Here is a 24,876-nt window from a genome sequence, read left to right as displayed (position 1 = left end):
GGCGCGTCAGCGATACGACAGCGCCGTACGGCAATCTTCTTACTGCCCGGTCGGGGGGCCGGGCATCAAGCTTCTCGGGTTCCGCGAGTTCGCGGATCACGAACACTGGGGGTCGAAAGGCCCAGGGGCCGTGCCCCTGGGCCTTTCGCGCATGTCAGGGGACGTTCCGTTAGGGGCACCCTCGCGACGTCAGATGTCGCAAGGGTGCCCCTAACGGCACTTACTTGGCGTAGATGGCGTCGATGTCCGCCGCGTACGTCGTCGCGACGACGTTGCGGCGCAGCTTCAACGAAGGCGTCATCTCGCCGCCCGCTTCGGTGAAGTCGACCGGCAACACGCGGAACTTGCGGATCGCCTCCGCCTTCGACACCGACTTGTTGGCGTCGTCGATCACCGACTGGATCTCGGCGAGCAGGTCCGCGTCCTCCACCAGGTCCGACACGTCGGCCGAGGCCGGCTTGCCGTTCTGTTCCTTCCACGCCGGGAAGAACTCCGGGTCGATGGTGACCAGCGCGCCGATGAACGGCTGCTTGTCGCCGACGACCATGCACTGGCTGACCAGGGGGTGCGCCCGGATCCGGTCCTCGAGCTGCGCCGGGGAGACGTTCTTGCCGCCCGCGGTGACGATGATCTCCTTCTTGCGGCCGGTGATCTTGAGGAAGCCCTCGTCGTCGAGCTCACCGATGTCGCCGGTGTGGAACCACCCGTCCTCGAGCGCTTCCTTCGTGGCGGCCTCGTTGTTCCAGTAGCCGGTGAAGACGATGGGGCCCTTGATCAGGATCTCGCCGTCCTCCGCGATGCGCACCGACGTGCCCGGCACCGGGCGGCCGACCGTGCCGACCTTCGAGGCGCCGTGCGAGGTGACGCACGCGGCCGCGCTGGTCTCGGTGAGGCCGTAGCCCTCGAACACCGGGATGCCGACGCCGCGGAAGAAGTGCGCGAGCCGGTCGCCCAGCGGCGCGCCGCCGGACACCGCGGCGATGCAACGGCCGCCGAGCGCGGCACGCAGCTTGCCGTAGACGAGGCGGTCGAACAGCGCGTGCTTCAGGCGCAGCGCGAGGCCGGGGCCGCCCGTGTCGAGTGACTGGCTGTACTCGACGGAGGTCGCCTCGGCGGCGTCGAAGATCTTGCCCTTGCCCGCCGCGTGCGCCTTCTGCTTCGCGCCGTTGTAGACCTTCTCGAACACGCGCGGCACGGCGACCACGAACGTCGGCCGGAACGTGCCGAGGTCCGCGACCAGGTCCTTCACGTCAGCGGTGTGGCCGACGGTCGCCCGCGAGTAGATGCACGCGACGGCCAGCGCACGGGCCAGGATGTGCGCGAGCGGCAGGAAGATCAGCAGCGAGTTGCCCGCCGCCAGGATCTCCGGGAACAGCTCCAGCGACGACCGCACCTCGGACAGCAGGTTGCGGTGGGTGAGCGTGCAGCCCTTCGGGCGGCCGGTCGTGCCCGACGTGTAGACGAGCGTCGCCGTCTCGTCCGCCTGCACCTCGCGCCTGCGGGAGTGGACCTGCTCGTCGGGCACGTCCTTGCCGAGCGCCGTCAGCTCGTCGATCGCGCCGGCGCTGCCCTCGATCTGCCACACGTGGCGCAGCTCGGACAGCTTGTCGATGACCGTGTCGAGCGTCTTGCGGTGGCCGGCGGTCTCGACGAACACGGCCTTCGCGGCCGAGTCGGAGAGGATCCACTCCATCTGGTCGGCCGAGGACGTCTCATAGATCGGGACGGTGATGCCACCCGCCGCCCAGATGGCGTAGTCGATCAGTGACCACTCGTAGCGGGTCTTCGAAACCAGGCCGATCCGGTCGCCGTGTTGCAGGCCGAGGGCGATGAGGCCCTTCGCGACCGCCATCACCTGTGCCGCGAAGTCACGCGCCGTGACGTCGACCCAGGTCCCGTCGATGCGCCTGCGGAAGCTGACCGTGTTGCCGAAGCGCTCCGCGTTGGCCCACACCATGTCGGTGAGGTTCTCCTCCGGAGCCACTGTGGCGGTGGCGGGGACGCTGAACTCGCGCACGTCAACCTCCGTACGGTTGTTTGTTACTGGTCGGGAAACTTAGCGTGTGATTCCGGCGATACAAAGGTTGGGACGCCCTTCCGTTACCTTTTGACGTCATGCCGAGCGTGGACGTCGTCGACGAGACATTCCTGGCCGTGCCACCGAACGTGGTCGCCGCCGCGTTCGCCGCGCCCGCCTCGTGGCGCGCCTACTGGCCCGACCTCGAACTCGATGTTTACGCCGACAGGGGCAACGAGGGACTCCGCTGGACGGTGCGCGGGGCGTTGGTCGGAACGATGGAGGTCTGGCTGGAACCGGTGCTGGACGGCACGGTCGTGCACTACTTCCTCCGCGCTGATCCACAGGGCCCGGCGCCCACGGCGCGGCAGGCGCGACGCGAGGTCCGGCGTCGCCAGATCGCCGCGAAGACCGTGGCGCTCGAGCTCAAGATGAATCTGGAGGACGGTAGGCCCGCTGGCTGCCCGCCAGCCGGGTGATCTTGGTCCGTCCGCGTCTCATAACTAGGTTGTGAAGTGTGCGGGTTCACGTTGTGTCCGATGTGCACGGCAACGCCGAGGCGCTGGCGCGCGCCGGCGACGGTGCCGACGCCCTGGTGGTCCTCGGCGACCTGATCGACTTCGTCGACTACCACGATCATTCGAGAGGGATTCTCGGACGCGTGTTCGGGCCGGAGAAAGTAGGTGTTTTCGCGGAACTCCGGCGCGGCACGCCTCGATCGGCGAAGGACCGGCACGACACCGCGACCTACATCCGGTCCCTCTGGGACGGACTCAAGGACGCCGCCTCCGTCGTCGAGGAGGCCGTGCTCGAGCAGTACGACCAGATGTTCTCCGCGATGACCGCCCCGACGTACGCGACGCCGGGCAACGTGGACAGTCCGCACCTGTGGCCGCGCTTCGCCCACGACGGCGTCCACGTCCTGGACGGTGAGGTCGCCGAGATCGGCGGCCTGCGCTTCGGGTTCGTCGGCGGCGGCCTGCTGCCACGTGGCGTGGTGCGCCGGTTCGACGCGCCGTGGTGGCCCTACCTGCGCTCGGAGGAGGACATGCGCGCGGCGCTGCTGGGGCTCACCGACGTGGACGTGCTGTGCACGCACATCCCGCCCGCTGTGTCCGAGCTCATGTACGACGTGATCGCGCGCCGCCCCGAGTGGGGCTCGCACGCGGCGCTCGAGGTGATCGCGCGCGACCGGCCGCGGTGGTCGTTGTTCGGCCACGTGCACCAGCCGCTCGCCCGCAGGGCACGCGTCGGGTTCACCGAATGCATCAACGTCGGCCACTTCCAGCGCAGCGGCAAGCCTCACGTCCTGGTTTGGTGACACCCCCGGTAACCTGCCCTGCATGGCCGACGAGTCCACTCAGTCCATCGTCATCGACGCACCGCCAGAGAAGATCATGGCGGTCATCGCGGACTTCGCCGCGTACCCGGACTGGGCTAACGGGGTGAAGCAGGTCGAGATCCTGGAAGACGACCAGGTCAAGTACAACATCGACCAGGGGCCGGTGAAGGACGAGTACGTCCTCAAGTACGTCTGGTCCCCGGACCGTCTGTCGGTGAGCTGGGACCTGGTCAAGGGCACCATGCAGAAGGCGCAGCACGGCAGCTACGTGCTCGAGCCGACCGGGTCCGGCAGCACCAAGGTCACCTACACGCTCTCCGTGCAGCTGGTGATCCCGATGATCGGTCTGTTCCGCCGCAAGGCCGAGAAGATGATCCTCGACACCGCGCTCAAGGAGCTCAAGAAGCGCGTGGAGACCTCCGCTTGAGCCGAGTCCTCCTCTTCACCGGCAAGGGCGGCGTCGGGAAGACGACGCTCGCCGCCGCCACCGGTGCCAGGCTCGCCGCCTCCGGACGCAAGGCACTCGTCGTGTCGACCGACCCCGCGCACTCACTGGGTGACGCGCTCGGTACGACACTCGGCGCCAAACCGTCCGAAGTGGATGGTGGACTCTACGCGTGCCAGATCGACCCGCGCGGACTCGTCGACGACGCGTGGGGCGAGCTGCGCGGCCACCTGCGCACGATGCTCGCCGGCGCGGGCGTGGATGAGATCGACGCCGAGGAGCTGACCGTTCTTCCCGGTGTGGAAGAACTTCTGGCGCTCGCCGAGGTGCAGCGGCTCGCGTCGTCCGGACCTTGGGAGACGGTCGTCGTCGACTGCGGGCCGACCGCGGAGACGTTGCGGCTGCTGGCGTTGCCCGAGGCGTTCGCCGGCTATCTGGAACGGCTCTTCCCCACGCACCGGCGGGTCGTGCGCGGCCTGCTGGCCGGTGTCGCGGGCACGGGGACCGTCGAGAAGTGGGACGCCACGGCGGACGCCCTGTCGCGGCTGGCCGAGCACCTGGAGGCGTTGCGCACCATGCTCGCCGACCCGGCGCGGACCTCGGTCCGGCTCGTGCTGACGCCCGAGCGGGTCGTCGCGGCCGAGACGCGCCGCACGCTGACCGCGTTGGCGCTGCAGGGAATCCACGTGGACGGCGTGATCGCGAACCGACTCGTCCCGTCGCCCGGTTCGGCCCGCGGCGCGGCGGCCTCGTGGCTGCGCACCCGCAGGCACGAGCAGGACGCCGTGCTGGCGTCGCTGACCGGGATCGGGACGCTGAAGACGGTCGATCACCGCGCGGCCGAGCCCGTCGGCATCCCGGCCCTGCTGGAGGTCGCTTCAGGCCTGTACGGGACCTCGGACCCGTTGGAAGGCGGTGCTTCCAGCGGCCAGATGCTGGAGGTGTCCGGCAGCGGCCGCGGTCACGACGCCTCGTACTCGCTGCGGATCTCGGTGCCGCTGGCCGACGACAGCGAACTGGACCTGGCGCGCGTCGGCGACGAGCTGGCGCTGACGGTGGACGGGCGGCGCAAGCTGGTCGCGCTGCCGTCGCTGCTGAAGCGGTGCATCGTGACGGGTGCGGAGATGGACGACTCTGGTGTGACGGTGCGGTTCCGGCCGGACCCGGCCCTCTGGATGCGGTGATCAGGCGTGAGTGATGAGACCGGCAGGTTGGCCGAGGAGCTGCGGCTGCTGATCGACGCCGCGGCCGAGCGGGTGCAGCCGTGGCTGCAGAAGGTCGCCGAGGCGGGCGATCCCGAGGCGCACACGCCCGAGACGTGCGGCTGGTGCCCGTTGTGCAACGGCGTGGCCCTGCTGCGCGGTGACCGTTCCGAGCTGGCGTCGAAGGCGGCCGAGCATGCGGCCGGCCTGATCGCCGTGCTGCGGGCCGCCCTGCGCGAGCCGGGCACCCCTCCGCCCGAGCCGCCGCCCTCGTCCGGGTCCAGTGAGCCGCGGGTCCAGCACATCCCGGTGGTGCGCCGGAGCGGCCCGTGCTGACCGTCGGGGTCGACATCGGCGGGACGAGCGTGCGGGCCGGTGTCGTCGATCCGCGCGGTTCCGTGATCGACACGTCCCGTGCGCCGACACCGGCCGGTGAGGGCCCGCTGGAGGACGCGATCGTCGCCGCCGTCGAGGAGGTCTCGTCCCGGCACACCGTGTCCGCCGTGGGTCTCGCGGTCGCGGGCTTCGTCGCGTCCGACCGCCGGACCGTGCGGTTCGCGCCGCACCTGGCGTGGCGGCACGCCGACGTGGCCGACCGCATGGCTGGGCGGCTCGGTCTGCCCGTGGTTCTGGAACACGACGCCAACGCGGCGGCCCTGGCCGAGCACCGCTTCGGCGCCGCCCGTGGCGCCAAGATCGCGGTGCTGGTCGCGATCGGCACCGGCATCGGCGGCGCGCTGTTGCTGGACGGCGAGGTCTTCCGCGGTGCCCACGGTGTGGCACCGGAGCTGGGACACCTGCGGGTCGTGCCGGACGGCCGCCCGTGCCCGTGCGGCAAACACGGCTGCTGGGAGCGCTACTGCAGCGGCACGGCGTTGTCCGCGACGGCCGTCGAGCTGCTGGCCAAGCATCCCGGTGTGTCCACGGTCCTGGCCCGCGAGGCGCTGGGCGACTCGCGCGCGATCACCGGCCGCCGCGTCGCCGGCGCCGCCCGCGACGGCGACCCGCTGGCGCAGCGCGCGCTGGCAGAGCTCGCCAAGTGGCTGGGGGAGGGCCTGGCGCTGGTCGCCGACGTGTACGACCCGGAGGTCGTCGTGATCGGTGGCGGGGTCTCGGAGTCCGCGCCGCTGTTCCTGGACGATGCCCGCGAGCGGTACGCCGCGGTCGTCACCGGTGCCGGGCACCGGCCGCTGGCGCGTATTCGTACCGCTCAGCTGGGCGACGACGCGGGCATCGTCGGTGCGGCCACGCTGGCGCGGGAGCTGGTGGGCAAGATGAGCCCCAACTCGTCGCGGTGACTCAGAACAGCACGATGAGCAGGACGATCACCGCGAGGGCCACCACGATGGGGATGATCGAACCGCCGTAGGGCGACCTGCGGTAGTGGCTGCGGACGCTGGTGGTGCGGAACCAGCCGTACGGCACGAGGCGGCGGTGTCGCCGGACCCAGGGCATGTCTCCTCCCAAGGCGTTGGGGGACTTGTCGCCTGAGACATACCCGGATCCGGCCGTGCCGATGCCACTGACGGCAACCCGGCCTGTGGACAACTCCGACCCGGTTCTGCCGACACCCCACCCGGCCTGTGGATAACTCCGGTTCAGGGCCCGGATCTGTCGGTGCCGTCTGGAAGAATCAAAAGCAGGGGGACCCCCTGGCGGGGGGACGCCCGCGTCAGCGTTGCCGCAGCTGACGCGTCACTCCAGATCCCTGCTTACGTCGGGCCTGCTGACCGGAGACCTGCGACGTGAGCGCTAGCGGGCGAGCTTGCGCAGGATGCGGGGACGGCGACGGGCGCGGGCCGCGCGGCGCTCCTCGTCCTTCTTGTTCAGGGTCGCGAGAGCGCGGGCCATCATCATGTACTGCATCTGGTCCATGCCCCGACGGTAACCTGCACTGAATCGTTCAGGTACCGATTCGTGGCCGTTATCACGTCGTTACCAAAGTGACGGATCACACCTGGGCGCCGTCATCCGGCGGAGGGGTGTTGCGCATCCGGAGCACCAGCCAGCCGACCCCCGTGCACAACGCGACCAGCGCCAGCGGCGTGCCGATGCGCGGTTCGAGGCCGAAAACCCCCGGCGCGACGAGCAGGACGATGCCGAGCACGAACAACATCAGCGCGGCGATGGTGCCGGGCCGCAGCACGGGGAACGGCGGGGGCTCCGGCGGGATGTAGTGGTCGTCGTCGGCGGGGTCCGGCTCGTCGTCGAGGACGATCTCCGTGGTCGCGGGCTCGGGCTCGGGCAGCGGCTCGTCGGCGGCCTCGTCGAGGTCCAGCCAGTTCTTCCCGACGCCTTCGGCCTCGAGGCCCGCCACGATCTCGGCGAAGGCCTCGTCGACGTTCTCCGGACCGTCCGTCGAGTCGCGCCTGCCGTTCATCCAGAACCTCTCGTCCTGTTCGTTCCTAGCCCCCTCATCGTTGCACGGCCCCGATGTGTTGCGGATTACGGCAGTCGGCCCAGTTGTGCCCGTACCGATAGCCGGTGGGTCTTCGTTGTGTGAGGTGCGGTCACCTCCGTAGGCTGGTCGCGGGATCAAGGTTCGGGTCAAGGGAGGCGCTCCCCAAGGTGCTGTACTGGTTGATGAAGCACGTCTTCCTGGGGCCCATCCTTCGGCTGTTCTTCCAGCCGAAGATCATCGAGGGTGCGGAGAACATCCCGAAGGAGGGCGGGGCCATCCTGGCGAGCAACCACCTCGCCGTCTCGGACTCGTTCTTCCTGCCGCTGATGCTTTCGCGGCGGGTGACCTTCCCCGCCAAGATCGAGTACTTCACCGGTACCGGTCTCAAGGGCAAGCTGCAGAAGTGGTTCTTCTCCGGTGTCGGCCAGGTGCCGATCGACCGGTCGAGCGCCTCGGCGGCGCAGGGCGCGCTCGACACGGGCGTGCGCATCGTCCGTGAGGGCAAGCTGCTCGGCATCTACCCCGAGGGCACCCGTTCGCCCGACAGCCGCCTGTACAAGGGCAAGGTCGGTGTCGCGTGGATCGCGCTGGAGTCCGGCGCGCCGGTCATCCCGGTCGCGATGTTCGGCACGGACAAGGCGAACCCGATCGGCTCCAAGATGTGGCGGCCGTACCCGATCCGCATCAAGATCGGCAAGCCGCTGGACTTCTCCCGCTACGCGGGCCTGTCCGGCGACCGGTTCGTGCTGCGGTCGATCACCGACGAGATCATGTACGCCCTGATGGAGCTCACCGGTCAGGAGTACGTGGACGTCTACGCGGCCAAGGCCAAGGAGGCGGCGACCGGCCCCGAGCAGGTGCAGGCGGCCGATCGCCTGCCCTCGACGAAGGCGAGCTGAGCCGCGCGCCTAGGGTTGCGCGGTGCGGTTCTTCTACGACTGTGAGTTCATCGAGGACGGGGTGACGATCGACCTGGTGTCGATCGGGGTGGTCGACACCGAAGGCCGCGAGTTCTACGCCGTGTCCACGGAGTTCGACCCGGACCGGGCCGGCCCGTGGGTGCGCGCGAACGTCCTCAACCAGCTGCCCGCGCCGTCGAACAAGGCGTGGCGCAGCCGCGAACGCATCCGCGAGGACCTGCTCGACTTCCTGGGCGCCCGCAAGGCCAACCGTGACGACGTCGAACTGTGGGCGTGGTTCGCGGCCTACGACCACGTCGCGCTGGCGCAGCTGTGGGGCGCCATGCCCGCGCTGCCGCGCGCCCTGCCCCGCTTCACCCGCGACCTGCGGCAGCGCTGGGAGGACGTCGGCAAGCCGAAGCTGCCCGCCCCGCCGTCCGACGCGCACGACGCGCTCGCCGACGCCCGCCACAACCTCGCGCGGTGGAAGGTCATCGAGGAACACCGCCGCAAACTCGGCTTCCCGATCCGCTGACCGGGCCGTTTACTGTCCGGTAATTGAGACCCCTGATTGCTGCACCGATCCAGGTCATGAAAGTCTGGGTGACACAGACCACTCAGAGAGATTGGGTTAGCAGATGCGCATCGGTGTGCTCACTGGCGGTGGTGACTGCCCTGGTCTGAACGCGGTCATCCGCGCCGTCGTCCGCAAGGGCATCGAGACCCATGGCTGGGAGATCCTCGGGTTCCGCAACGGGTGGCAGGGACCGATCGAGAACCTGACGAAACCGTTGGGGCTCAAGAACGTCGAGGACATCCTCACGCGCGGCGGCACGATCCTCGGATCCTCGCGCACCAACCCCTACAAGGTGGACGGCGGCGTAGACCGCATCCGCGAGGTACTCGCCGAGAACGAGGTCGACGCGCTGATCGCGATCGGCGGCGAGGACACCCTCGGTGTCGCGAAGCGGCTGACCGACGACGGCATCGGCGTGGTGGGCGTGCCGAAGACGATCGACAACGACCTCGGCGCCACCGACTACACCTTCGGCTTCGACACCGCGGTGCACATCGCGACCGAGGCGATCGACCGGCTCCGCACGACGGCGGAGTCGCACCACCGGGCCCTGGTCTGCGAGGTCATGGGCCGCCACGCGGGCTGGATCGCGCTGCACTCGGGCCTCGCGGGCGGCGCCAACGTGATCCTGGTGCCGGAGCGCCCGTTCAGCGTCGACAAGGTCGTCGAGTGGGTGGAGCGCCGGTTCGAGGCCGAGTTCGCGCCGATCATCGTCGTCGCCGAGGGTGCGATGCCCGAGGGCGGCGCCGAGGTCCTGCACTCGGGCGAGCGTGACGCGTTCGGTCACGTCCGGCTCGGCGGCGTCGGCCAGTGGCTGGCCGAGGAGATCGCGGACCGCACCGGCAAGGAGTCGCGCGCCGTCGTGCTCGGCCACACCCAGCGCGGTGGCACGCCGACCGCCTACGACCGCGTGCTCGCGACCCGCTTCGGTCTGCACGCCGTCGACGCGGTCGCGGCCGGCGACTTCGGTGTCATGGTCGCCCTGAAGGGCACGGACATCGTGCGCGTCAAGCTCGCGGAGGCCACCGCCGAGCTGAAGACCGTGCCGCTGGAGCGCTACGCCGAGGCCGAGGTCTTCTTCGGCTGATCCCAGGGTTGCGGCGCACACCTCACGCGGGGTGTGCGCCGCACCGAACGGCTTCGCAGGCGTCCCCCCGCCCTCGGGGGACCCCCGGTTTCTATTCTTCCAGCGGGGTCTGACAATTTCGGCCGACCGGAAGCCGAGCCGCTCGCACCGGTCATGCTCACTCAGGCAAACTCACGCAGGCCAAGCGCGCCAAGCTCGCGCAGGCCACGCTCACGCAAGCAAACTCACGCAGGCCAAGCGCGCCAAGCTCGTGCAGCCCACGCTCACGCAGGTCAAGCCCGTGCAGCCCACGCTCACGCAGGCATCCCCCCGCCCAGGGGGACCCCCGATTTCAATTCTCCCACCGACCACCGACAGTTTCCGCAGACCGGAAACGGCTAGGTGAGAGCCCCCACATCCAGGTAAGCGGCGAACGTGCCGAGCCAGTGATCGGCCATGTACCCGTGCCCGAACACGTACCGCCACCCAGCCTCCCGATGCGCCGCCGCAGCAGTAGCCGCCAACTCGGCATACCGATGCATAGCCGGCAAAGCCCCGGCCAACGCCTCCCAGTTCCAGGCCCGCGACAAAGCTAACCCGGCTAGATGCGACCCGTAGGCGTCGGAGGGATCGTCAACGGGGAACGGCTCCCGCAACCCCTTCCACCGCGCCTCCTCCAACGAAGGCAAGAACCGCAGAAACCAAGCGGCGAAGTCAACATCATCCAACGCGCGCCGCATCAGGTCGGCGGTCATCAAAGCGGGCGAGAGGAAGTCAGCGGCGTCGGGCTCGAACCCGCCGTAGTCGGCATCCTCCCGATGCCACCGCAGCGCCGCCTCCAGACAAGCCGACGCCAGCTCGAAGTCCCCGACCGCCTGCGCGGCGTCGAACACCAGAGACGTCGCGAACGCCGTGTTGCTGTGCGTACCGGTCCGCACGGGCAGCCGCGCGGCGGAGATCCACTCCAGCCACCGGTCCCGCAGCACCGAAGCGATGGGCTCCACCGACCAGGGCATCCCGCCGGTACGCAACTCGGCGTCGAGCAGCAACAGCCACGCCCACCCGTAAGGACGCTCCCAGAACCGGCCCGCCCGGGAAGCGAAGAACGAGGCCTCCACGGCACAGTTCGCCGGAGTGATCAACGAGGACAGCACCGATCGCGCCGAGTCAGCACCCTCCAGTGAGGGCCGCAGGCGTAAGAGACGCACCGCGAGCCACGTCTGGTGCACGCACGAGTGCCAGTCGAACGACCGGGCGAAAACAGGGTGCAGCACCCGTTGCGGCACGAGCTCGGAGTCATCGGAGACGAGGTGAGTCCAGTGCACCGGGTGATCACGCTGGAGGTTCGCCACGGCCGTCGACAGCAACCGGGTCGCGGTGCTGTCATCCAATCGGGTGGTGTCCATCAGGTCATGATGCACAGCGTCATCTCAATTGGGCAGGGGTTGTTCGTTCACACGTAACTGCAAGAACTGGCAGACCCGTACCCGTCTCTCAGTGTGGAACGAATAAGCTGAGCAGCGTGAACTGGACCGTGGACGTGCCCATCGACACGCTTCCCGAGCTTCCGCCGCTGCCGCCCGAGATGCGCAAGCGGCTCGACGACGCCCTCGCGCGTCCTGCCGCCCAGCAGCCCGAGTGGCCCGACGCGGACCAGGTGCGCAAGGTCCGCACCGTGCTCGAGAGCGTTCCGCCGATCACCGTGCCCGCCGAGATCGACCAGCTGCAGGCACAACTCGCACAGGTCGCCCAGGGACAGGCGTTTCTGCTGCAGGGCGGTGACTGCGCTGAGACGTTCGCGGACAACACCGAGCCGCACATCCGCGCGAACATCCGGACCCTGCTGCAGATGGCGGTCGTGCTGACCTACGGCGCGAGCGTGCCCGTCGTGAAGGTCGGCCGCATCGCCGGCCAGTACGCCAAGCCGCGTTCGTCGAACATCGACGCGCTCGGCCTGCCCTCCTACCGCGGCGACATCGTCAACTCGCTCGTCGCCACGCCCGAAGCGCGCATCCCGGACCCGTCGCGGCTGATCCGCGCGTACGCGAACGCGGGCGCCGCGATGAACCTGCTGCGCGCGCTGACCGGCGCCGGCCTCGCCGACCTGCACCGCGTGCACGACTGGAACCGCGACTTCGTGCGCACCTCGCCCGCGGGCGAGCGGTACGAGGCGCTGGCCGGCGAGATCGACCGCGGTCTGCGCTTCATGTCCGCGTGCGGCGTGACGGACCAGTCGTTGCATGGCACCGAGATCTACGCTTCGCACGAGGCGCTGCTGCTCGACTACGAGCGCGCCATGCTGCGCCTCGACACGTCGGGCGACCAGCCGCGCCTGTACGACCTGTCGTCGCACTTCCTGTGGATCGGCGAGCGGACCCGCCAGCTCGACGGCGCGCACATCGCGTTCGCCGAGCTGCTGTCCAACCCGATCGGCCTCAAGATCGGCCCGACGACGACACCGGAGATGGCCGTCGAGTACGTCGAGCGCCTCGACCCGCGCAACCAGCCGGGCCGCCTGACGCTGATCTCGCGCATGGGCAACGGCAAGGTACGCGACGTGCTGCCCGCCATCGTCGAGAAGGTCACCGCGTCCGGTCACCAGGTGATCTGGCAGTGCGACCCCATGCACGGCAACACGCACGAGTCGTCCACCGGCTACAAGACCCGCCACTTCGACCGGATCATCGACGAGGTGCAGGGCTTCTTCGAGGTGCACCGCAGGCTCGGCACGCACCCCGGCGGCATCCACATCGAGCTCACCGGTGAGGACGTCACCGAGTGCCTCGGCGGCGCACAGGAGATCACCGACGCGGACCTCGCCGGCCGCTACGAGACCGCCTGCGACCCGCGCCTGAACACCCAGCAGTCGCTGGAGCTGGCGTTCCTCGTCGCGGAAATGCTCCGCTCCTGAACGGTTGGTCGTGAGTGCTTTCCGTCGTCATAGCGACGGAAAGCACTCACGACCTCCTTACAGGCCGACGATGGTGATCTCGGTGCCCTTGCGCACCCGAGTGCCCGGCGGGATGGACTGGTTCACGCACGTCCCGCGCTTGTTGAACTCGGCCCGCACCTTGAGTCCGAGCTTCTCCAGGTCCTGCTCCGCGTCCCGCATCTTCTGGCCGGTCACGTTCGGCACCTCGACCGTCTCCGACCCGCTGGAGATGACGACGCCGACGCGCTTGTCGCCGCCGGTCACGACGGTGCCCGCGGCCGGCTCGGTCCGCACGACGCGGTCCTTGTCGACGGCCTCGGACTCCTCGGTCTTCAGCTCGAACGGCTCCAGGCCGGCGCGCTGGATCTCCAGGAACGCCTCGTCCTTCGTCTTGCCGGTCACGTTCGGCACCGGCTTGCGCGGCGACGGGCCCTTGCTCATCACGAGGGTGACGTTGCCGCCGACGTCCAGCTGCGTGCCGGGGCGAGGATCGAGACCGACGACCTTGCCCTGCGGCACCGAGTCGCTGAACGCGTCCTTCGCGGGATCCTTGACCGCCTTCAGGCCGGCCTTCTCGATCTCGCTGATCGCGGCGGCCTCATCGATGCCGACGTTCACGAACGGCACGACCGGCTTGCCGCGCGACACGATGAGCTTCACGGTCTGGCCCTTGAGCAGCTCGGTGCCGTTGCCGGGGTCGGTGCGCAGCACCTGCCCGTTCGGCACCTCGTTGCTCGGCTCCTTCACCACGATGGCCGTCAGCGACGCGTCCCGCAGCAGCTGCGACGCGTTCGTCTCGCTCTGCCCGCTGACGTCCGGCACGGCCGTCCAGCGGCCGCTGCCGAGCCACCAGGAGAAGATGCCGACGATCAACGCCACCACGGCGACCACGCTCGTCCAGATGATGAAGCGGCGTTTGCTGCGCAGCCGCTCCTCCTCGACCGGATCGACCTTCTTCGGCCGGGGCCTCGGCTTGCGCGGCGTCTGCGGCCGCGACATCACGCTCGTCGCGTTGGCGGTGGCGGGTTTCCGCACCGGCGTCGTCGCCTCGGCGACCGACGGCGGCGTCGCGCCGACCGCGACGCTCACCGGGCGCATGACGACCGTCCGGTCCTCCTCGGGCGCCGTGCCCGGCACCGGCACCGGCTGCGGCGTGAGCCCCAGCTCGGCGCCGACGCGCTCCAGGTCCTCCAGGAACGCGTTCGCGTCCGGGTGCCGCAGCGACGGGTCGCGACGGGTCGCCTTGCGCACCAGGTTGTCCAGCGCGAGCGGCACGCCGGGGATGGCGGGGACGTCGGAGTTCACGTGCTGGTAGGCCACCGAGATCGGGGTGTCGCCACGGTAGGGCGCCTCACCCGTCAGCACCTCGTAGAGCAGGATTCCGGCCGAGTACACGTCACTGCGCGCATCCGAGACGCCGCGCTCCACCTGTTCAGGTGACAGGTACGCCACCGTGCCGAGGATGGTGCTGTCGCTCGTCGCACCGATGTCGGCGACCGCGCGGACAAGGCCGAAGTCGGCGACCTTGATCTGGCCACCCGTTCCGATCAGCACGTTCTCCGGCTTCACGTCCCGGTGCACGAGCCCGGCGCGATGCGCGACGCCCAACGCCGACAGCACGGGGCCCACGACGCTGAGCGCGATCGACGGGTCGAGCTTGCCGCGCTGGTTCAGCAGGTCACGCAGGTTGCCGCCGTCGATCAGCTCCATCACCAGGTACACCTGGTCACCGTCGACGCCCTGGTCGTGCACAGCTACCACGGCCGGGTGATGAAGTTGTGCGGCCGCGCGCGCCTCGCGTTCGAACCTGGCGACGAACGCCGGGTCGCTCGAGAGCGACGGATCCATCACCTTCACCGCGATCTGGCGGTCGAGGCGAGTGTCCCGACCTCGGTAAACGGTGGACATGCCACCGCGAGCGAGCACCGCGTCCAGCCGGTATCGCTGGTCGAGCAGTCCACCCATCAAGTTCGAAACCGACCTCTCCACAGTGCGAGATGGTAAAGGCGAGGATGACCCGGTTGGCGGAAGGGCGTTCCCAGTTCGGTTATGGCATCGTGACCCCCGTGAGTGCGATACCTGCCGCTGCGGATGTACTGGCCCCCGACCTGGAGGTTCTCACCCTCCCCGAGGTGGCCGACCGACTGGGGCTCGGGGTGAACCGGGTCCACCAACTGCTGCGCGACGGGCAACTGCTCGCCGAGCGGCGTGACGGCGTTCTCGTCGTTCCAGCTCAGTTCCTCGCCGCCGGAGGCGTGGTGAAGGGCCTGCCGGGCACCATCACCGTGCTGAAGGACTCGGGGTTCTCCACCGACGAGATCCTGCGCTGGCTGTTCACCGAGGACGACAGCCTCCCTGGCACTCCGATCGAAGCATTGCGCGGAGACCGTGGGCGTGAGGTAAAGCGGCGGGCTCAAGCCCTCGGATTCTGACCGTTCACTCTTTGCGTTGGTTTCAGGCGTCTCCCCGAGCGGGGGACGCCTGGAACCGTTGAACTTAGAGGATGATCACCAAGATTGTGCGGTCGTTCATCGCGATCGCGGCGGCCTTCGGGCTGCTGCTCACGCCTTCCGTGGCCTCGGCGTCCCCGGCGGTGTCGGGCAAGCCCACCACTCTCGAGCTCGATGCGGGTGGTGCGCAGGTCAAGCTCAAGAAGGGCAACAAGCTCCAGATCAAGGGCAAGCTGGGCGCTCAGGGCGAAGTCCGTGAGATGACGCTGGGCCTCACTGTCTTCGCGCAGGTCAGGGTCGGTGCGACGGCGTGGACCGACATCTACTCGCGGTCATGCCAGCCGAACGCGACCTTCACCTCGAGGCTGACCATCAGCGCGTCCGCCGACCTGCGGCTCTACTTCCCCGGTACGAGCGTGTACGCCTCGGCCACGTCGAACATCGTCGGCGTTGTAGTCATCTAGTCACTTTGGCGAGCAGTGCCCGGCCCGCGCCGGGCACTGCCACGGCCAGCCTGCGCGCGTTCGGCACCGCGACGCGCCGCCAGAGCACCGAGCAGTCCACCAGCTCCAGGATGTCGCGGTAGAGCGTGAACGCCGTCCGCACACACGGCCGCGACGCCGGCGCCAGCATCGCGATACCGGGCTCGGCCTCCCGGTAGACCCCGTGCGCGTGCGCGACGAGATGCGCCAGCGCCCGCTTCACCCGCGTGTCCGGGCGCCTGTTGCGCCGGCACCAGCCGAGCAGGTCCCGGTCGACGCCGAACGCCGCCAGTTCGTCGGCCGGCAGGTAGACGCGGCCGCGGTCGAGGTCCTCGCCCACGTCGCGCAGGAAGTTCGTCAGCTGGAACGCGACCCCGAGCTTCGCCGCGTAGGGCTCGGCCTCCGCCCTGGGCGCGACCGTGCCGAGGACGGGCACCATCTGCAGTCCGATCACCTCGGCCGAGCCGCGCACGTACCGGCCGAGTTCGGTGAACGAGGCGTAGGACGTGACGTGCAGGTCCATCCGCATCGACGCCAGGAAGTCCGTGAACAGCTCGCGATCGAGCTCGTAGCGCCGCGTGGTGTCCGCCAGCGCGTGCAGCACGGCGTTCGAGGGTTCCTTGTCCAGCAGGCGTTCCAGCCGGTCCAGCTCCTCGCCGCGGTGCTCACGGCCGGCCTCGTCGACGATCTCGTCGGCCCACCTCGCGAACGCGTACAGGGCGTGCACCGCCGGGCGCTGGTCGGGGCGCAGCAGCGTGGTCGCGAGGAAGAACGTCTTGCCGTACCTGGCGTTGATGCGGCGGCAGGTCGCGAACGCCTGGTTGAGGTTCATTCGTATCGAGTGGACAGGCCGAAGGGGTCCGGCTTCACCAGCGAGCGCGCGGCCAGCACGGACACCGCCAGCGCGAGCGTCAGGAACCCCCACGAGTAGAGCGCGGTGTCGCCGTTCGGGAACGTCACGAGCAGCAGGAACACCGACGCGAGCACGACGGTCACCTGGCCCTTCGTGGTCCACGTGAGCCCGGCGGCGAGCGCAAGGGGCCAGCTGAAGTACCAGGGCAGCGTCGCGGGGGAGAGCAGGGCGACGGCCAGCATCGTGATCGCCGCGCAGCGGATCGCGTTCGGCCCGCCCTCGCGTGCGGCCCGCCACTGCCGCCAGGCGATGAACAGCAGCAGGATCGACCCGAGCGCGCGCGCCACGCCCATGAAGATGCCGCCGTCGACGTGCACGAACCAGTTGACGATCATGCGCACGAAGTCGCCGACCGCGCTCGGGATCGACAGCCAGTTCACGATCATCGACGACGACCGCAGCGCCGGGATCCAGCCGAGCCCCACACCCGCGACGAGCGTGCACGCCGCGAACACGCCGAGGAACACCGCGGCCCCGGCGCCGAGCGCCTTCTGGAACCGCTTGCGCTGGTCACCGTCGAGCCGTGCGGCCCACACCCAGATCAGGAACGGCACGACGACGACCGCCGTGGCCTTCACCGAGAACGCCAGCGCGACGAGTGCGAAGCCGCTGACGTGCCGGTGGTCGAGTACGAGCAGCACACCGGCCGCCATCAGGCCGACCATCAGCAGATCGTTGTGCGCGCCGCCGACGAGGTGGACCAGGATCAACGGGTTGGCCGCGGCCAGCCACAAGGCGACGTCGCCGCGTCCGCCGAGGTGTCGCGCCAGGCCCGGCAGCGCCCAGCAGAGCAGCGCGAGGCCGACCGCCAGCGCGAGGCGCATCGCGACCACACCGCCGATGACGCTCCCGCCGGTCGCCCACACGATCGCCTTGGCGACCAGGATGAACAGCGGCCCGTACGGGGCGGGCGTGTGCTGCCACACCCAGCTGACGTTCTCGCTGAGCGTGCTCTGCAGCACCGACGGGCCGACCGCGTACGGGTCGAACCCGGTCAGCGCGAGCTGCCCCTGCGCGAGATAGCTGTAGATGTCCTTGCTGAACAACGGCGGCGCGAACAGCAGCGGCATCGTCCACGCCGCGACCGCCACCAGCACGGCGAAGCTGGAGACCTGGCCCCAGCGGACCAGGCGGCCGAGCCGGATCCACGCCCAGATCACCAGGCCGAGCCCCAGGTACAGCAGCATGCTGGCGAGATCCTGGCCGTGGCCGTAGCGGATCCAGGACAGCGAGGTGTCCGCGATGAGCGGGTCGCGCTTGAGGGTGGCGCCCGCCCCGGTGCCCCCGATCGCGACCAGCGCGACGCCCAGCACGCCGAGCATCGTGGTGCGGACGGGGATGGCATACGCGTTCGCGCGCGCGGCGTCGAGTGCCGTGGTGCGCGTGCGGGAGAGGGACGGAGTCGTTGCCATCGCGGGAACATCGTTGCACAACGCACTCGGGTGCCAGCAGGCAAGTGACAAGGTGTTAACGCCGCCTCATACTCAACGCATGTCGAATTTCGCGATCCTGGTCGACGGGCTGCGCGTGGTTCGCGGTGGCAACGAGGTCGTGCGTGGCCTGACCTTCAGCGTGCCACCGGGATTCGTCACCGGCCTGATCGGACCGAGTGGGTGTGGCAAGACGACCTTGCTGAGGTCGATCGTGGGCGTGCAGATCATTGCCGCCGGCTCGGTGTCCGTGACCGGTTCGGTCGGTTATTCGACCCAGAATCCGGCCGTCTACGCCGACCTCACGGTGCGGGAGAACCTGCGCTACTTCGCCGCCGTGCTGGAGGCGCCGTCGTCCGACGTCGACCGGGTCCTGTCGGACGTCGACCTCGTCCCGCAGGGCGATCAACTGGTCGGCAGCCTGTCGGGAGGACAACTCGCCCGAGCGAGTCTCGCCGTCGCGCTGCTCGGCTCGCCCCAGGTGCTGGTGCTCGACGAGCCGACCGTGGAGCTCGACCCGGTGCTGCGGCGCGACCTGTGGCAGATGTTCCACTCGCTCGCCGAGGAGGGCCGGACCGTGCTCGTGTCCAGCCACGTCATGGACGAGGCGGCGCGGTGCGACCGGCTGCTGTTCATGCGCGAAGGGCTCCTGCTGGCCGACGACACCCCGGCCGCCCTGCGGGCCCGCACCGGTTCCGACGACCTCGAGCAGGCGTTCCTCCGGCTGGCGGTGGCGTGATGAAGACCCTCGCGACCGCGCAGCGGATCCTGACCCAGCTCCGCCACGACCGCCGCACCGTGGCACTGATGGTGCTGATGCCGACGTTCCTGCTCGTGCTGCTGCGTTTCGTGTTCAACTCCGAGCCGATGTTCAGCCGCGCGGCGCCCGCTCTGCTGGGCATCTTCCCGTTCACGATCATGTTCATCGTCACGTCGATCACGACCCTGCGCGAGCGCCAGACGACGACGCTGGAACGGCTCATGACGATGCCGATCGCCCGGCTCGACCTCCTGCTCGGCTACGCGATCGCGTTCGGCCTCGTCGCGATCCTGCAGGTCGTGGTCGCCGCCTCGGTCTCGTGGCTGTGGCTCGGCCTGGAGATCAAGGGTGGCCTCGGGCTGCTCACGCTGATCGCCGTCCTCGACGCCCTGCTCGGCATGGCGATGGGACTCTTCGCGTCGGCGTTCGCCCGCACCGAGTTCCAGGCCGTGCAGTTCATGCCGGCGTTCGTGATGCCGCAGGTGCTGCTGTGCGGGCTGTTCGTGCCGCGCGACCAGATGGCGACCGTGCTGAACTGGATCTCCGACGTCCTGCCGCTCTCCTATGCGGTCGACGCCCTGACCCACGTCACCCGAAGCTCCGACGTCGACGGCACCCTCCTGCGCAACCTCTTCATCGTGCTCGCATGCGCCGTCGTCGCACTCGTACTCGGCGCCGTCACCCTGCGGCGCAAGACACCCTGACCCCGGAGGATGCAATATATTGCATTCCGCTTTTGGAATGCAGCATGCAATATATCGGCGCCGTGGCTGTCGAGGTCGTCGCCGTCGTCGTCAGTAAGTCCGCTTGGTCGAGCTGATCGCGAGCTCGGAGAGCTTCGCGGCGGCCGGTTCGGTCAACGGCGTCGACGACAACGTCGCGAGCGCCGACGTCGTCAGCTCCTCGATGCGCGCCTCGACGCCGTCGACGGCGCCGACGGCGACGAGCTGCCGCCGCACCTCGTCGACCATGCTGCGGTCGATATCCTGCATGCCGAGTGCAGAATGCAATATATCGGCCGCGCCCAGCTCCATGCCGAGCGAGACGAGCAGCGTGCGCTTGCCTTCGGCGAGGTCGTCGCCGGCGGGCTTGCCGGTCACGGCCGGGTCGCCGAAGACGCCGAGGAGGTCGTCGCGGAGCTGGAACGCGACGCCGATGTCGGCGCCGAACGCCCGCAGCCCAGCGATCAGCTCCGGCGAGCCGCCCGCCATCGCGGCACCCATGTGCAGCGGGCGTTCGACGGTGTACGCGGCGGTCTTCAGCCGGTCGATGCGCAGCGCGGCGTCCGCGGACGAGTCGCCCTTGGCCTGGGTGAGCACGTCGAGGTACTGGCCGGCGAGCATCTCGGTGCGCATGTCCCGCCACGGCTCGCTCATCCGCCGCAGCACCTCGGCCGGCAGCCCGGCGGCGAACAGCATGTCGTCGGCCCAGGCCAGCGCGATGTCGCCGATCAGGACGGCCGCGGCCATGCCGAAGCGGTCCGAACCGCCGTGCCAGCCCTGCTCGGCGTGCCGCGCAGCGAACGCGACGTGCACGGTGGGCTTCCCGCGCCGCACGGCGGAGGCGTCCATCAGGTCGTCGTGGATCAGCGCGCACGCCTGGATCAGCTCCAGCGAGCTGACCGCGGTGAGCACGGCCTGCGCGAGCGGGCCGTCCGGGTCGCCGCCCGCTCCGCGCCACCCCCACCACGCGTAGGTCGGCCGGATGCGCTTGCCGCCGCCGAGCACGAAGTCGGCGAGCGCGTCGACGGCGCTCGCGAAGCTCGCGTCCATGGCCTCGCCGGACGCCCGGCGGGTGGCGAGGTATTCGGTCAGCGCGTGTTCGACATGCTTGGGCAGCGCTAGGTCGAGAGGGTGGTGGGACACGTTCCCTATCGTCGCCCGAGACCCCACGGGCCCGCTGACCGGGTAGGCGTCCACCATCCGGACTACAGTCCCACTGGACGGGCGTACCACTAGGCTGGGCGGCATGACGTCGGTGGTGCAGCGGCTGCGCGGTGAGGGGATCAAGTTCTCCGTGGAGTTCTTCCCGCCCCGGGACGCCGCCGATGAGCTGGTCCTCTGGAAGGCGATCCGCGAGCTGGAGTCGCTCGACCCCGCGTTCGTCTCGATCACCTACGGCGCCGGCGGCTCGCGCCGCGACCGCACGATCCGTGCGACCGGCCGGGTGGCGCAGGAGACGACGCTGCTGCCCGTGGCGCATCTCACGGCCGTCGACCACTCCGTCGCCGAGCTGCGCAACGTGATCGGCTGGTACGCCGCCGTCGGCGTGCACAACGTCCTCGCGCTGCGCGGCGACCCGCCCGGTGACCCGATGGGCGAGTGGGTGGCGCACCCACAAGGTCTTAACTACGCGGAGGAGCTCGTCCGGCTCGTCCGGGAACTGGGCGACTTCTGCGTCGGCGTGGCCGCGTTCCCGTACGGTCACCCGCGCTCCATGGACCTCGACGACGACGTCAAGTACCTGGTGCGCAAGCTCAACGCGGGCGCGGACTACGCGATCGCGCAGCTGTTCCACGCGCCCGAGCCGTTCCTGCGCATGCGCGACCGCGTCGCGGGCGCGGGCTGTCCGGCGGCGATGATCCCCGGCCTGATGCCGATGACGACCGTCCGGTCGTTGCGCAAGATCGTCGAGCTGTCCGGCGCCCCGCTGCCCGACGACCTGGGCAAACGCCTGGAGCCGTACACCGACGACCCGGCCGGGTTCCGCGCGACGGGCATCGACATCGCGACCGAGATGTGCCAGCGGCTGCTCGACGAAGGCGTCCCGGCGCTGCACTTCTACACGATGAACCGGTCCAAGGCGACGAAAGAGGTGCTCGCCCGCCTCGGACTCGTTCCCGCCAGGGCCTAGTAGGCCACGGCACTGCGTTTGTGCGCGATCAACGCGAGCACCACGACGATCAGCGCCGCGCCCGCGGTGAGTCCGGCGACCAGCATCGCCCAGCCGAAGAACGACGTGGACTCCGAGCCCGCGTACCGCACGGTCGCGCTGAGCATCGACGCCTGACCGGGCTTCGGCGACCACGCGATCGTGCCCTGCTCCTCCTCGCGGCCGTTGGTGTTGACCACCGACCCCGGGAAGCTGATCTTCACCTGGATGTCCGCGCGTTCGGCGGGCACCTGGCTGAGGTCGACCGAACCCGACATCGTCACGAGGTCGCCGGAACGCCGGAAGCTCAGCTGGTACCGGCTGTTCGACGAGCTCGTCGCGACCGAGAGCGTGCGCATCTCGTCGAACGTGAGCCCGTTGAAGAACAGCTGCGTCCCGGCGTACGTCTCGACGCGGTACGGCTTAGTCGTCACCCGGCTGGCCAGCTCGGGCGGCACCTTCAGCTGCGGTCCGGGGTCGTTGTCCTGCGTCGGCGGCGTCGCGGCCACGATCTCGCCGGAGATCCGGTCGTCCTCGGACACGGCCATCGCGGCGTACACGCGCACGCAACCGCTGAGGGAGAACAACGCGAGCAGCAGGAAGACCGGCACGAGCAGCGCCGAGGATCTACGCACGGCGGACATCCTGCCAGCCCGCCTACAACGATGCAGTCCGCGCCTGAGGTCGTGAGGCTAACTAACTACCTTCTTAACGCTGTAGCGTGCGATGCATGGCATCTGTGCACGGCATCAGCGACCAGTACGTCGCGGAATATGCGGCCCTGGACCCGATCACCGCCACGGCGCTGGGCATCCCCGGCCACGACGAGGAGCTGACCGATTTCTCGCCGGACGGGCACGCCGCACGGCAGGAGATCGTGACCCGTGCGCTGCGGGAGATCGAGGCCGCGGAACCGGCCGACCGCTCGGAAAGCGCTGCCAAGGCGGTCTTCCTGGAGCGCGTCGGACTGGAGCGCGAGCTCTACGAGGCGGGCGAGACCGAAGCCTCGCTGAACGTGATCGCGAGCCCGGTGCAGAGCCTGCGCGACATCTTCGACCAGATGCCGACCGAGACCCCCGAAGAGTGGGCGGTGATCGCCAAGCGCCTGGCGGCGATGCCCGACGCGATCGCGAACCTGCGCGCGTCACTCGCCCGTTCCGCCGACCGCGGCAAGGTGTCGGCCATCCGCCAGGTGAACCGCGTCGCCGAGCAGTGCTCGGTGTGGGCGGGCCTGTCCGGCGGCCAGTCGTTCTTCACCTCCCTGATCGCGCCGGCGACCGTCGACACGTCACTGCGCACCGACCTGGAGGCGGGCGCCCGCGCCGCGGCCGAGGCGTACGCCGACTTCGCCCAGTTCCTCCGGACGGAGCTGGCCCCGAAGGCGCCCGCGAAGGACGCCGTCGGCGAGGAGAGCTACCGCCTCGGTTCACGTTTCTTCACCGGCTCGCGCCTGGACCTGGCCGAGGCTTACGAGTGGGGCTGGCAGGAGTTCCTCGGCATCGAGGCCGAGATGAAGGAGATCGGCGCCCGCATCCTCCCCGGCGCCTCGCTGACCGAGGTCGGCCGAGCCCTGGACGAGAACCCGCGCTACCACATCCACGGCAAGGACGCGTTCCGCGACTGGATGCAGCAGCTGTCCGACAAGGCCCTGCTGGACCTGCGCGACGTCCACTTCGAACTGCCCGACGCCCTGATGACCCTGGAGTGCCGAATCGCCCCGCCCGGCGGCGGAGTCGGCGCCTACTACACGCCGCCCACCGCTGACTTCAGCCGTCCCGGCCGCATGTGGTGGTCCGTGCCGGACGACAAGGAGGTGTACCCGACCTGGCGGGAGACCTCGACCGTCTACCACGAGGGCGTTCCCGGCCACCACCTCCAGTGCGCGACGGCGGTGCACCAGTCGGAGACCCTGAACGACTACCAGCGCCTGATGTGCTGGGTGTCGGGCCACGGCGAGGGCTGGGCCCTTTACTCCGAGCGCCTGATGCGCGAGCTCGGCTACCTCGACGACGACGGCGACCTGATGGGCATGCTCGACGCCCACCTGTTCCGCGCCGCCCGAGTGATCATCGACATCGGCATGCACCTGGAACTGGAGATCCCGCGCGGCACCGGCTTCCACGAGGGCGAGCGCTGGACCCCGGAGCTGGGCCTCGAGTTCATGCTGACCCGCACCCTCTCCGAGGCGGCCCACGTCCGGGACGAGATCGACCGCTACCTCGGCTGGCCGGGCCAGGCCCCGGCCTACAAGATCGGCGAACGCCTGTGGCTGGCGGCCCGCGACGACGCCCGTGCGCGGCACGGTTCCTCGTTCGACCTCAAGCGGTTCCACAAGGAGGCCCTCGAGATGGGCTCCATGGGCCTGGACACGCTGCGGGAGCGCCTCGCGGAAATCTGATTTCCGCAGGTCAGTCGGGACTTGGTGGTGCGAACGGCCCGTTCGCACCACCAACCCGGCAATCCCCGAAACTTTTGGGCCCGTTCCGTCGTTGCGCAACAAGGAAGCGCGCGCGGGGGCAGCATCAAGGCACGCACGGGCCTGTGCCCAGTGGCATGTATGGGCCTCTGACCAGCCGACTGTGGATAACTTCCGGCCGATGTCGGGGTGGTCCGCTATGGTTCGGACACGGCTGATCGTTCGGCCCCAGCCGTCCCGGCCCGCACGCAGCGGCCGGACGCCGGAGCCGGTCGATGACGCCGGAGCCTCAGCCGCACTGCACGCTTCGGTAGCGGGGCTGAGGTGATCGAATCGCTCGACGGCGCGACGCCGCAAGGGCAGGCACTGTTCTTGTTGCGCCACCGCCCCGGCCGACGGCCTCGCCACCAGGCTCGGCCGACGGCGACCGCCAGACCTGACCGGCGACCGCCAGACCCGACCGGCGGCCCCAGGTCGGCCGACGGTGTACGTGAAGCCTGATCAGCACCCGCGGTCAGGCGTGACCGACCGGCCGATGCAGTGTCGACAGACTCTGCAGTGCCGGTGGGCGGCAGCACCGATGAGGCCACAGGATCAACGTGCACTGTGGCACCGGCGGGCACTGCCGTGCCGGTGGCATCGCGTAGCCGGTGGCCTTGCAGAATCCGCAGGC

Annotated in this window: 26 protein-coding genes; 16 read left to right on the top strand and 10 right to left on the bottom strand. The window is 69.6% G+C overall.

Annotation, left to right across the window (positions count from 1 at the left end):
• Positions 1-220: 220 nt before the first annotated feature.
• Positions 221-2,017 (bottom strand): AMP-dependent synthetase/ligase, encoded by a 1,797-nt coding sequence (locus tag QSK35_RS32140; RefSeq protein WP_285751391.1) that lies wholly within the window; start codon positions 2,015-2,017, stop codon positions 221-223.
• A gap of 98 nt (positions 2,018-2,115) precedes the next feature.
• Here QSK35_RS32140 and QSK35_RS32135 point away from each other — a divergent pair, with 98 nt between their 5' ends.
• Genes QSK35_RS32135 through QSK35_RS32110 form a run of 6 tightly spaced genes read left to right on the top strand, consistent with a single transcriptional unit; the run spans position 2,116 to position 6,304 of the window.
• Positions 2,116-2,496: a polyketide cyclase / dehydrase and lipid transport gene (locus QSK35_RS32135; protein WP_285751390.1), complete on the top strand. Its 381-nt coding sequence runs from the start codon at positions 2,116-2,118 to the stop codon at positions 2,494-2,496.
• A 38-nt stretch (positions 2,497-2,534) separates the two neighbouring features.
• Positions 2,535-3,338, top strand: coding sequence for a metallophosphoesterase family protein (locus QSK35_RS32130; protein ID WP_285751389.1), 804 nt, complete (start codon positions 2,535-2,537; stop codon positions 3,336-3,338).
• Between the two features lie 22 nt (positions 3,339-3,360).
• Positions 3,361-3,786 carry an SRPBCC family protein gene (locus QSK35_RS32125; RefSeq protein ID WP_285751388.1) on the top strand — a complete coding sequence of 142 codons (426 nt, stop codon included), beginning with the start codon at positions 3,361-3,363 and terminating at the stop codon, positions 3,784-3,786.
• Positions 3,783-4,988, top strand: a complete 1,206-nt coding sequence (locus tag QSK35_RS32120) for an ArsA family ATPase (protein ID WP_285751387.1) — start codon at positions 3,783-3,785, stop codon at positions 4,986-4,988. The genes QSK35_RS32125 and QSK35_RS32120 overlap by 4 nt, the downstream gene beginning before the upstream one ends.
• Positions 4,989-4,994: 6 nt before the next feature.
• Positions 4,995-5,342, top strand: a complete 348-nt coding sequence (locus QSK35_RS32115; RefSeq protein WP_285751385.1) for a hypothetical protein — start codon at positions 4,995-4,997, stop codon at positions 5,340-5,342.
• Entirely contained in the window at positions 5,336-6,304 is a 969-nt protein-coding gene (locus tag QSK35_RS32110; RefSeq protein ID WP_285751384.1) for an ROK family glucokinase, read from the top strand. Before QSK35_RS32115 ends, QSK35_RS32110 begins: the two co-directional genes overlap by 7 nt.
• Position 6,305: 1 nt before the next feature.
• On the opposite strand, the gene QSK35_RS32105 is transcribed toward QSK35_RS32110, so the two are convergent.
• The 3 genes from QSK35_RS32105 to QSK35_RS32095 all read right to left on the bottom strand — a co-directional run bounded on the left by QSK35_RS32105 (position 6,306) and on the right by QSK35_RS32095 (position 7,386).
• Positions 6,306-6,461 carry a hypothetical protein gene (locus QSK35_RS32105; protein WP_285751383.1) on the bottom strand — a complete coding sequence of 52 codons (156 nt, stop codon included), beginning with the start codon at positions 6,459-6,461 and terminating at the stop codon, positions 6,306-6,308.
• Positions 6,462-6,758: 297 nt separating this feature from the next.
• Entirely contained in the window at positions 6,759-6,881 is a 123-nt protein-coding gene (locus QSK35_RS32100; RefSeq protein WP_285751382.1) for a hypothetical protein, read from the bottom strand.
• A 76-nt stretch (positions 6,882-6,957) separates the two neighbouring features.
• Positions 6,958-7,386, bottom strand: a complete 429-nt coding sequence (locus QSK35_RS32095) for a hypothetical protein (protein ID WP_285751381.1) — start codon at positions 7,384-7,386, stop codon at positions 6,958-6,960.
• 188 nt (positions 7,387-7,574) lie between these two features.
• Between QSK35_RS32095 and QSK35_RS32090 the strand changes: the two genes are divergently transcribed.
• The 3 genes from QSK35_RS32090 (at position 7,575) to QSK35_RS32080 (ending at position 9,970) form a co-directional block, all read left to right on the top strand.
• Entirely contained in the window at positions 7,575-8,306 is a 732-nt protein-coding gene (locus tag QSK35_RS32090; RefSeq protein WP_285751380.1) for a lysophospholipid acyltransferase family protein, read from the top strand.
• A gap of 22 nt (positions 8,307-8,328) precedes the next feature.
• Entirely contained in the window at positions 8,329-8,841 is a 513-nt protein-coding gene (locus QSK35_RS32085; RefSeq protein ID WP_285751379.1) for a polyadenylate-specific 3'-exoribonuclease AS, read from the top strand.
• A 103-nt stretch (positions 8,842-8,944) separates the two neighbouring features.
• Positions 8,945-9,970, top strand: coding sequence for a 6-phosphofructokinase (locus QSK35_RS32080; protein ID WP_285751378.1), 1,026 nt, complete (start codon positions 8,945-8,947; stop codon positions 9,968-9,970).
• A gap of 377 nt (positions 9,971-10,347) precedes the next feature.
• On the opposite strand, the gene QSK35_RS32075 is transcribed toward QSK35_RS32080, so the two are convergent.
• A complete protein-coding gene (locus QSK35_RS32075) occupies positions 10,348-11,355 on the bottom strand; it encodes a DUF2891 domain-containing protein (protein ID WP_285751377.1) in 1,008 nt (335 codons plus the stop codon).
• Between the two features lie 116 nt (positions 11,356-11,471).
• On the opposite strand from QSK35_RS32075, the gene QSK35_RS32070 reads away from it, so the two are divergent.
• A complete protein-coding gene (locus tag QSK35_RS32070) occupies positions 11,472-12,860 on the top strand; it encodes a class II 3-deoxy-7-phosphoheptulonate synthase (RefSeq protein ID WP_285751376.1) in 1,389 nt (462 codons plus the stop codon).
• Positions 12,861-12,917: 57 nt separating this feature from the next.
• Here QSK35_RS32070 and pknB read toward each other — a convergent pair whose 3' ends face one another.
• Entirely contained in the window at positions 12,918-14,870 is a 1,953-nt protein-coding gene (pknB, locus tag QSK35_RS32065) for a Stk1 family PASTA domain-containing Ser/Thr kinase (protein WP_285751375.1), read from the bottom strand.
• 77 nt (positions 14,871-14,947) lie between these two features.
• Between pknB and QSK35_RS32060 the strand changes: the two genes are divergently transcribed.
• Together QSK35_RS32060 and QSK35_RS32055 are read left to right on the top strand one after the other, a co-directional pair.
• Entirely contained in the window at positions 14,948-15,313 is a 366-nt protein-coding gene (locus QSK35_RS32060; protein ID WP_285751374.1) for an Rv2175c family DNA-binding protein, read from the top strand.
• Positions 15,314-15,384: 71 nt separating this feature from the next.
• On the top strand, positions 15,385-15,795 hold the full coding sequence (locus QSK35_RS32055) for a hypothetical protein (RefSeq protein ID WP_285751372.1): 411 nt from the start codon (positions 15,385-15,387) through the stop codon (positions 15,793-15,795).
• Here the strand turns inward: QSK35_RS32055 and QSK35_RS32050 are convergent.
• Together QSK35_RS32050 and mptB are read right to left on the bottom strand one after the other, a co-directional pair.
• Positions 15,788-16,645, bottom strand: coding sequence for a phytoene/squalene synthase family protein (locus QSK35_RS32050; RefSeq protein WP_285751371.1), 858 nt, complete (start codon positions 16,643-16,645; stop codon positions 15,788-15,790). The genes QSK35_RS32055 and QSK35_RS32050 overlap by 8 nt on opposite strands.
• Entirely contained in the window at positions 16,642-18,138 is a 1,497-nt protein-coding gene (gene mptB / locus QSK35_RS32045) for a polyprenol phosphomannose-dependent alpha 1,6 mannosyltransferase MptB (protein ID WP_285751369.1), read from the bottom strand. Before mptB ends, QSK35_RS32050 begins: the two co-directional genes overlap by 4 nt.
• A 79-nt stretch (positions 18,139-18,217) precedes the next feature.
• Between mptB and QSK35_RS32040 the strand changes: the two genes are divergently transcribed.
• Both QSK35_RS32040 and QSK35_RS32035 read left to right on the top strand, forming a co-directional pair.
• Positions 18,218-18,895, top strand: coding sequence for an ABC transporter ATP-binding protein (locus tag QSK35_RS32040; protein ID WP_285751367.1), 678 nt, complete (start codon positions 18,218-18,220; stop codon positions 18,893-18,895).
• Positions 18,895-19,620, top strand: coding sequence for an ABC transporter permease (locus QSK35_RS32035; RefSeq protein WP_285751365.1), 726 nt, complete (start codon positions 18,895-18,897; stop codon positions 19,618-19,620). The genes QSK35_RS32040 and QSK35_RS32035 overlap by 1 nt, the downstream gene beginning before the upstream one ends.
• 90 nt (positions 19,621-19,710) lie before the next feature.
• Here QSK35_RS32035 and QSK35_RS32030 read toward each other — a convergent pair whose 3' ends face one another.
• Positions 19,711-20,781 (bottom strand): polyprenyl synthetase family protein, encoded by a 1,071-nt coding sequence (locus tag QSK35_RS32030; protein ID WP_285751362.1) that lies wholly within the window; start codon positions 20,779-20,781, stop codon positions 19,711-19,713.
• Positions 20,782-20,884: 103 nt separating this feature from the next.
• Here QSK35_RS32030 and metF point away from each other — a divergent pair, with 103 nt between their 5' ends.
• Positions 20,885-21,769 (top strand): methylenetetrahydrofolate reductase [NAD(P)H], encoded by an 885-nt coding sequence (gene metF / locus QSK35_RS32025; RefSeq protein WP_285751361.1) that lies wholly within the window; start codon positions 20,885-20,887, stop codon positions 21,767-21,769.
• Here metF and QSK35_RS32020 read toward each other — a convergent pair.
• Positions 21,766-22,422 carry a DUF3153 domain-containing protein gene (locus QSK35_RS32020; RefSeq protein ID WP_285751360.1) on the bottom strand — a complete coding sequence of 219 codons (657 nt, stop codon included), beginning with the start codon at positions 22,420-22,422 and terminating at the stop codon, positions 21,766-21,768. The two genes, metF and QSK35_RS32020, sit on opposite strands and share 4 nt — an antisense overlap.
• Before the next feature lie 95 nt (positions 22,423-22,517).
• Between QSK35_RS32020 and QSK35_RS32015 the strand changes: the two genes are divergently transcribed.
• Positions 22,518-24,185 (top strand): DUF885 domain-containing protein, encoded by a 1,668-nt coding sequence (locus tag QSK35_RS32015; RefSeq protein ID WP_285751359.1) that lies wholly within the window; start codon positions 22,518-22,520, stop codon positions 24,183-24,185.
• The last annotated feature ends 691 nt before the right edge of the window (positions 24,186-24,876 follow it).

It is taken from the genome of Lentzea sp. NBRC 105346, from assembly GCF_030269605.1.
Taxonomy (GTDB): Bacteria; Actinomycetota; Actinomycetes; order Mycobacteriales; family Pseudonocardiaceae; genus Lentzea.
The sequence above is the reverse complement of the archived record's forward strand: the minus strand, read 5'-3'. Positions and strand labels throughout refer to the sequence as shown.

What these genes read in the sequence shown, in the direction of transcription:
- metF (WP_285751361.1), top strand. Translation starts at nt 20,885, where the DNA reads ATGACGTCGGTGGTGCAGCGGCTGCGCGGTGAGGGGATCAAGTTCTCC.
- QSK35_RS32125 (WP_285751388.1), top strand. Translation starts at nt 3,361, where the DNA reads ATGGCCGACGAGTCCACTCAGTCCATCGTCATCGACGCACCGCCAGAG.
- QSK35_RS32100 (WP_285751382.1), bottom strand. Translation starts at nt 6,881, where the DNA reads ATGGACCAGATGCAGTACATGATGATGGCCCGCGCTCTCGCGACCCTG.
- QSK35_RS32055 (WP_285751372.1), top strand. Translation starts at nt 15,385, where the DNA reads ATGATCACCAAGATTGTGCGGTCGTTCATCGCGATCGCGGCGGCCTTC.
- QSK35_RS32075 (WP_285751377.1), bottom strand. Translation starts at nt 11,355, where the DNA reads ATGGACACCACCCGATTGGATGACAGCACCGCGACCCGGTTGCTGTCG.
- QSK35_RS32080 (WP_285751378.1), top strand. Translation starts at nt 8,945, where the DNA reads ATGCGCATCGGTGTGCTCACTGGCGGTGGTGACTGCCCTGGTCTGAAC.
- QSK35_RS32015 (WP_285751359.1), top strand. Translation starts at nt 22,518, where the DNA reads ATGGCATCTGTGCACGGCATCAGCGACCAGTACGTCGCGGAATATGCG.
- QSK35_RS32135 (WP_285751390.1), top strand. Translation starts at nt 2,116, where the DNA reads ATGCCGAGCGTGGACGTCGTCGACGAGACATTCCTGGCCGTGCCACCG.
- QSK35_RS32050 (WP_285751371.1), bottom strand. Translation starts at nt 16,645, where the DNA reads ATGAACCTCAACCAGGCGTTCGCGACCTGCCGCCGCATCAACGCCAGG.
- QSK35_RS32105 (WP_285751383.1), bottom strand. Translation starts at nt 6,461, where the DNA reads ATGCCCTGGGTCCGGCGACACCGCCGCCTCGTGCCGTACGGCTGGTTC.
- mptB (WP_285751369.1), bottom strand. Translation starts at nt 18,138, where the DNA reads ATGGCAACGACTCCGTCCCTCTCCCGCACGCGCACCACGGCACTCGAC.
- QSK35_RS32035 (WP_285751365.1), top strand. Translation starts at nt 18,895, where the DNA reads ATGAAGACCCTCGCGACCGCGCAGCGGATCCTGACCCAGCTCCGCCAC.
- QSK35_RS32040 (WP_285751367.1), top strand. Translation starts at nt 18,218, where the DNA reads ATGTCGAATTTCGCGATCCTGGTCGACGGGCTGCGCGTGGTTCGCGGT.
- QSK35_RS32095 (WP_285751381.1), bottom strand. Translation starts at nt 7,386, where the DNA reads ATGAACGGCAGGCGCGACTCGACGGACGGTCCGGAGAACGTCGACGAG.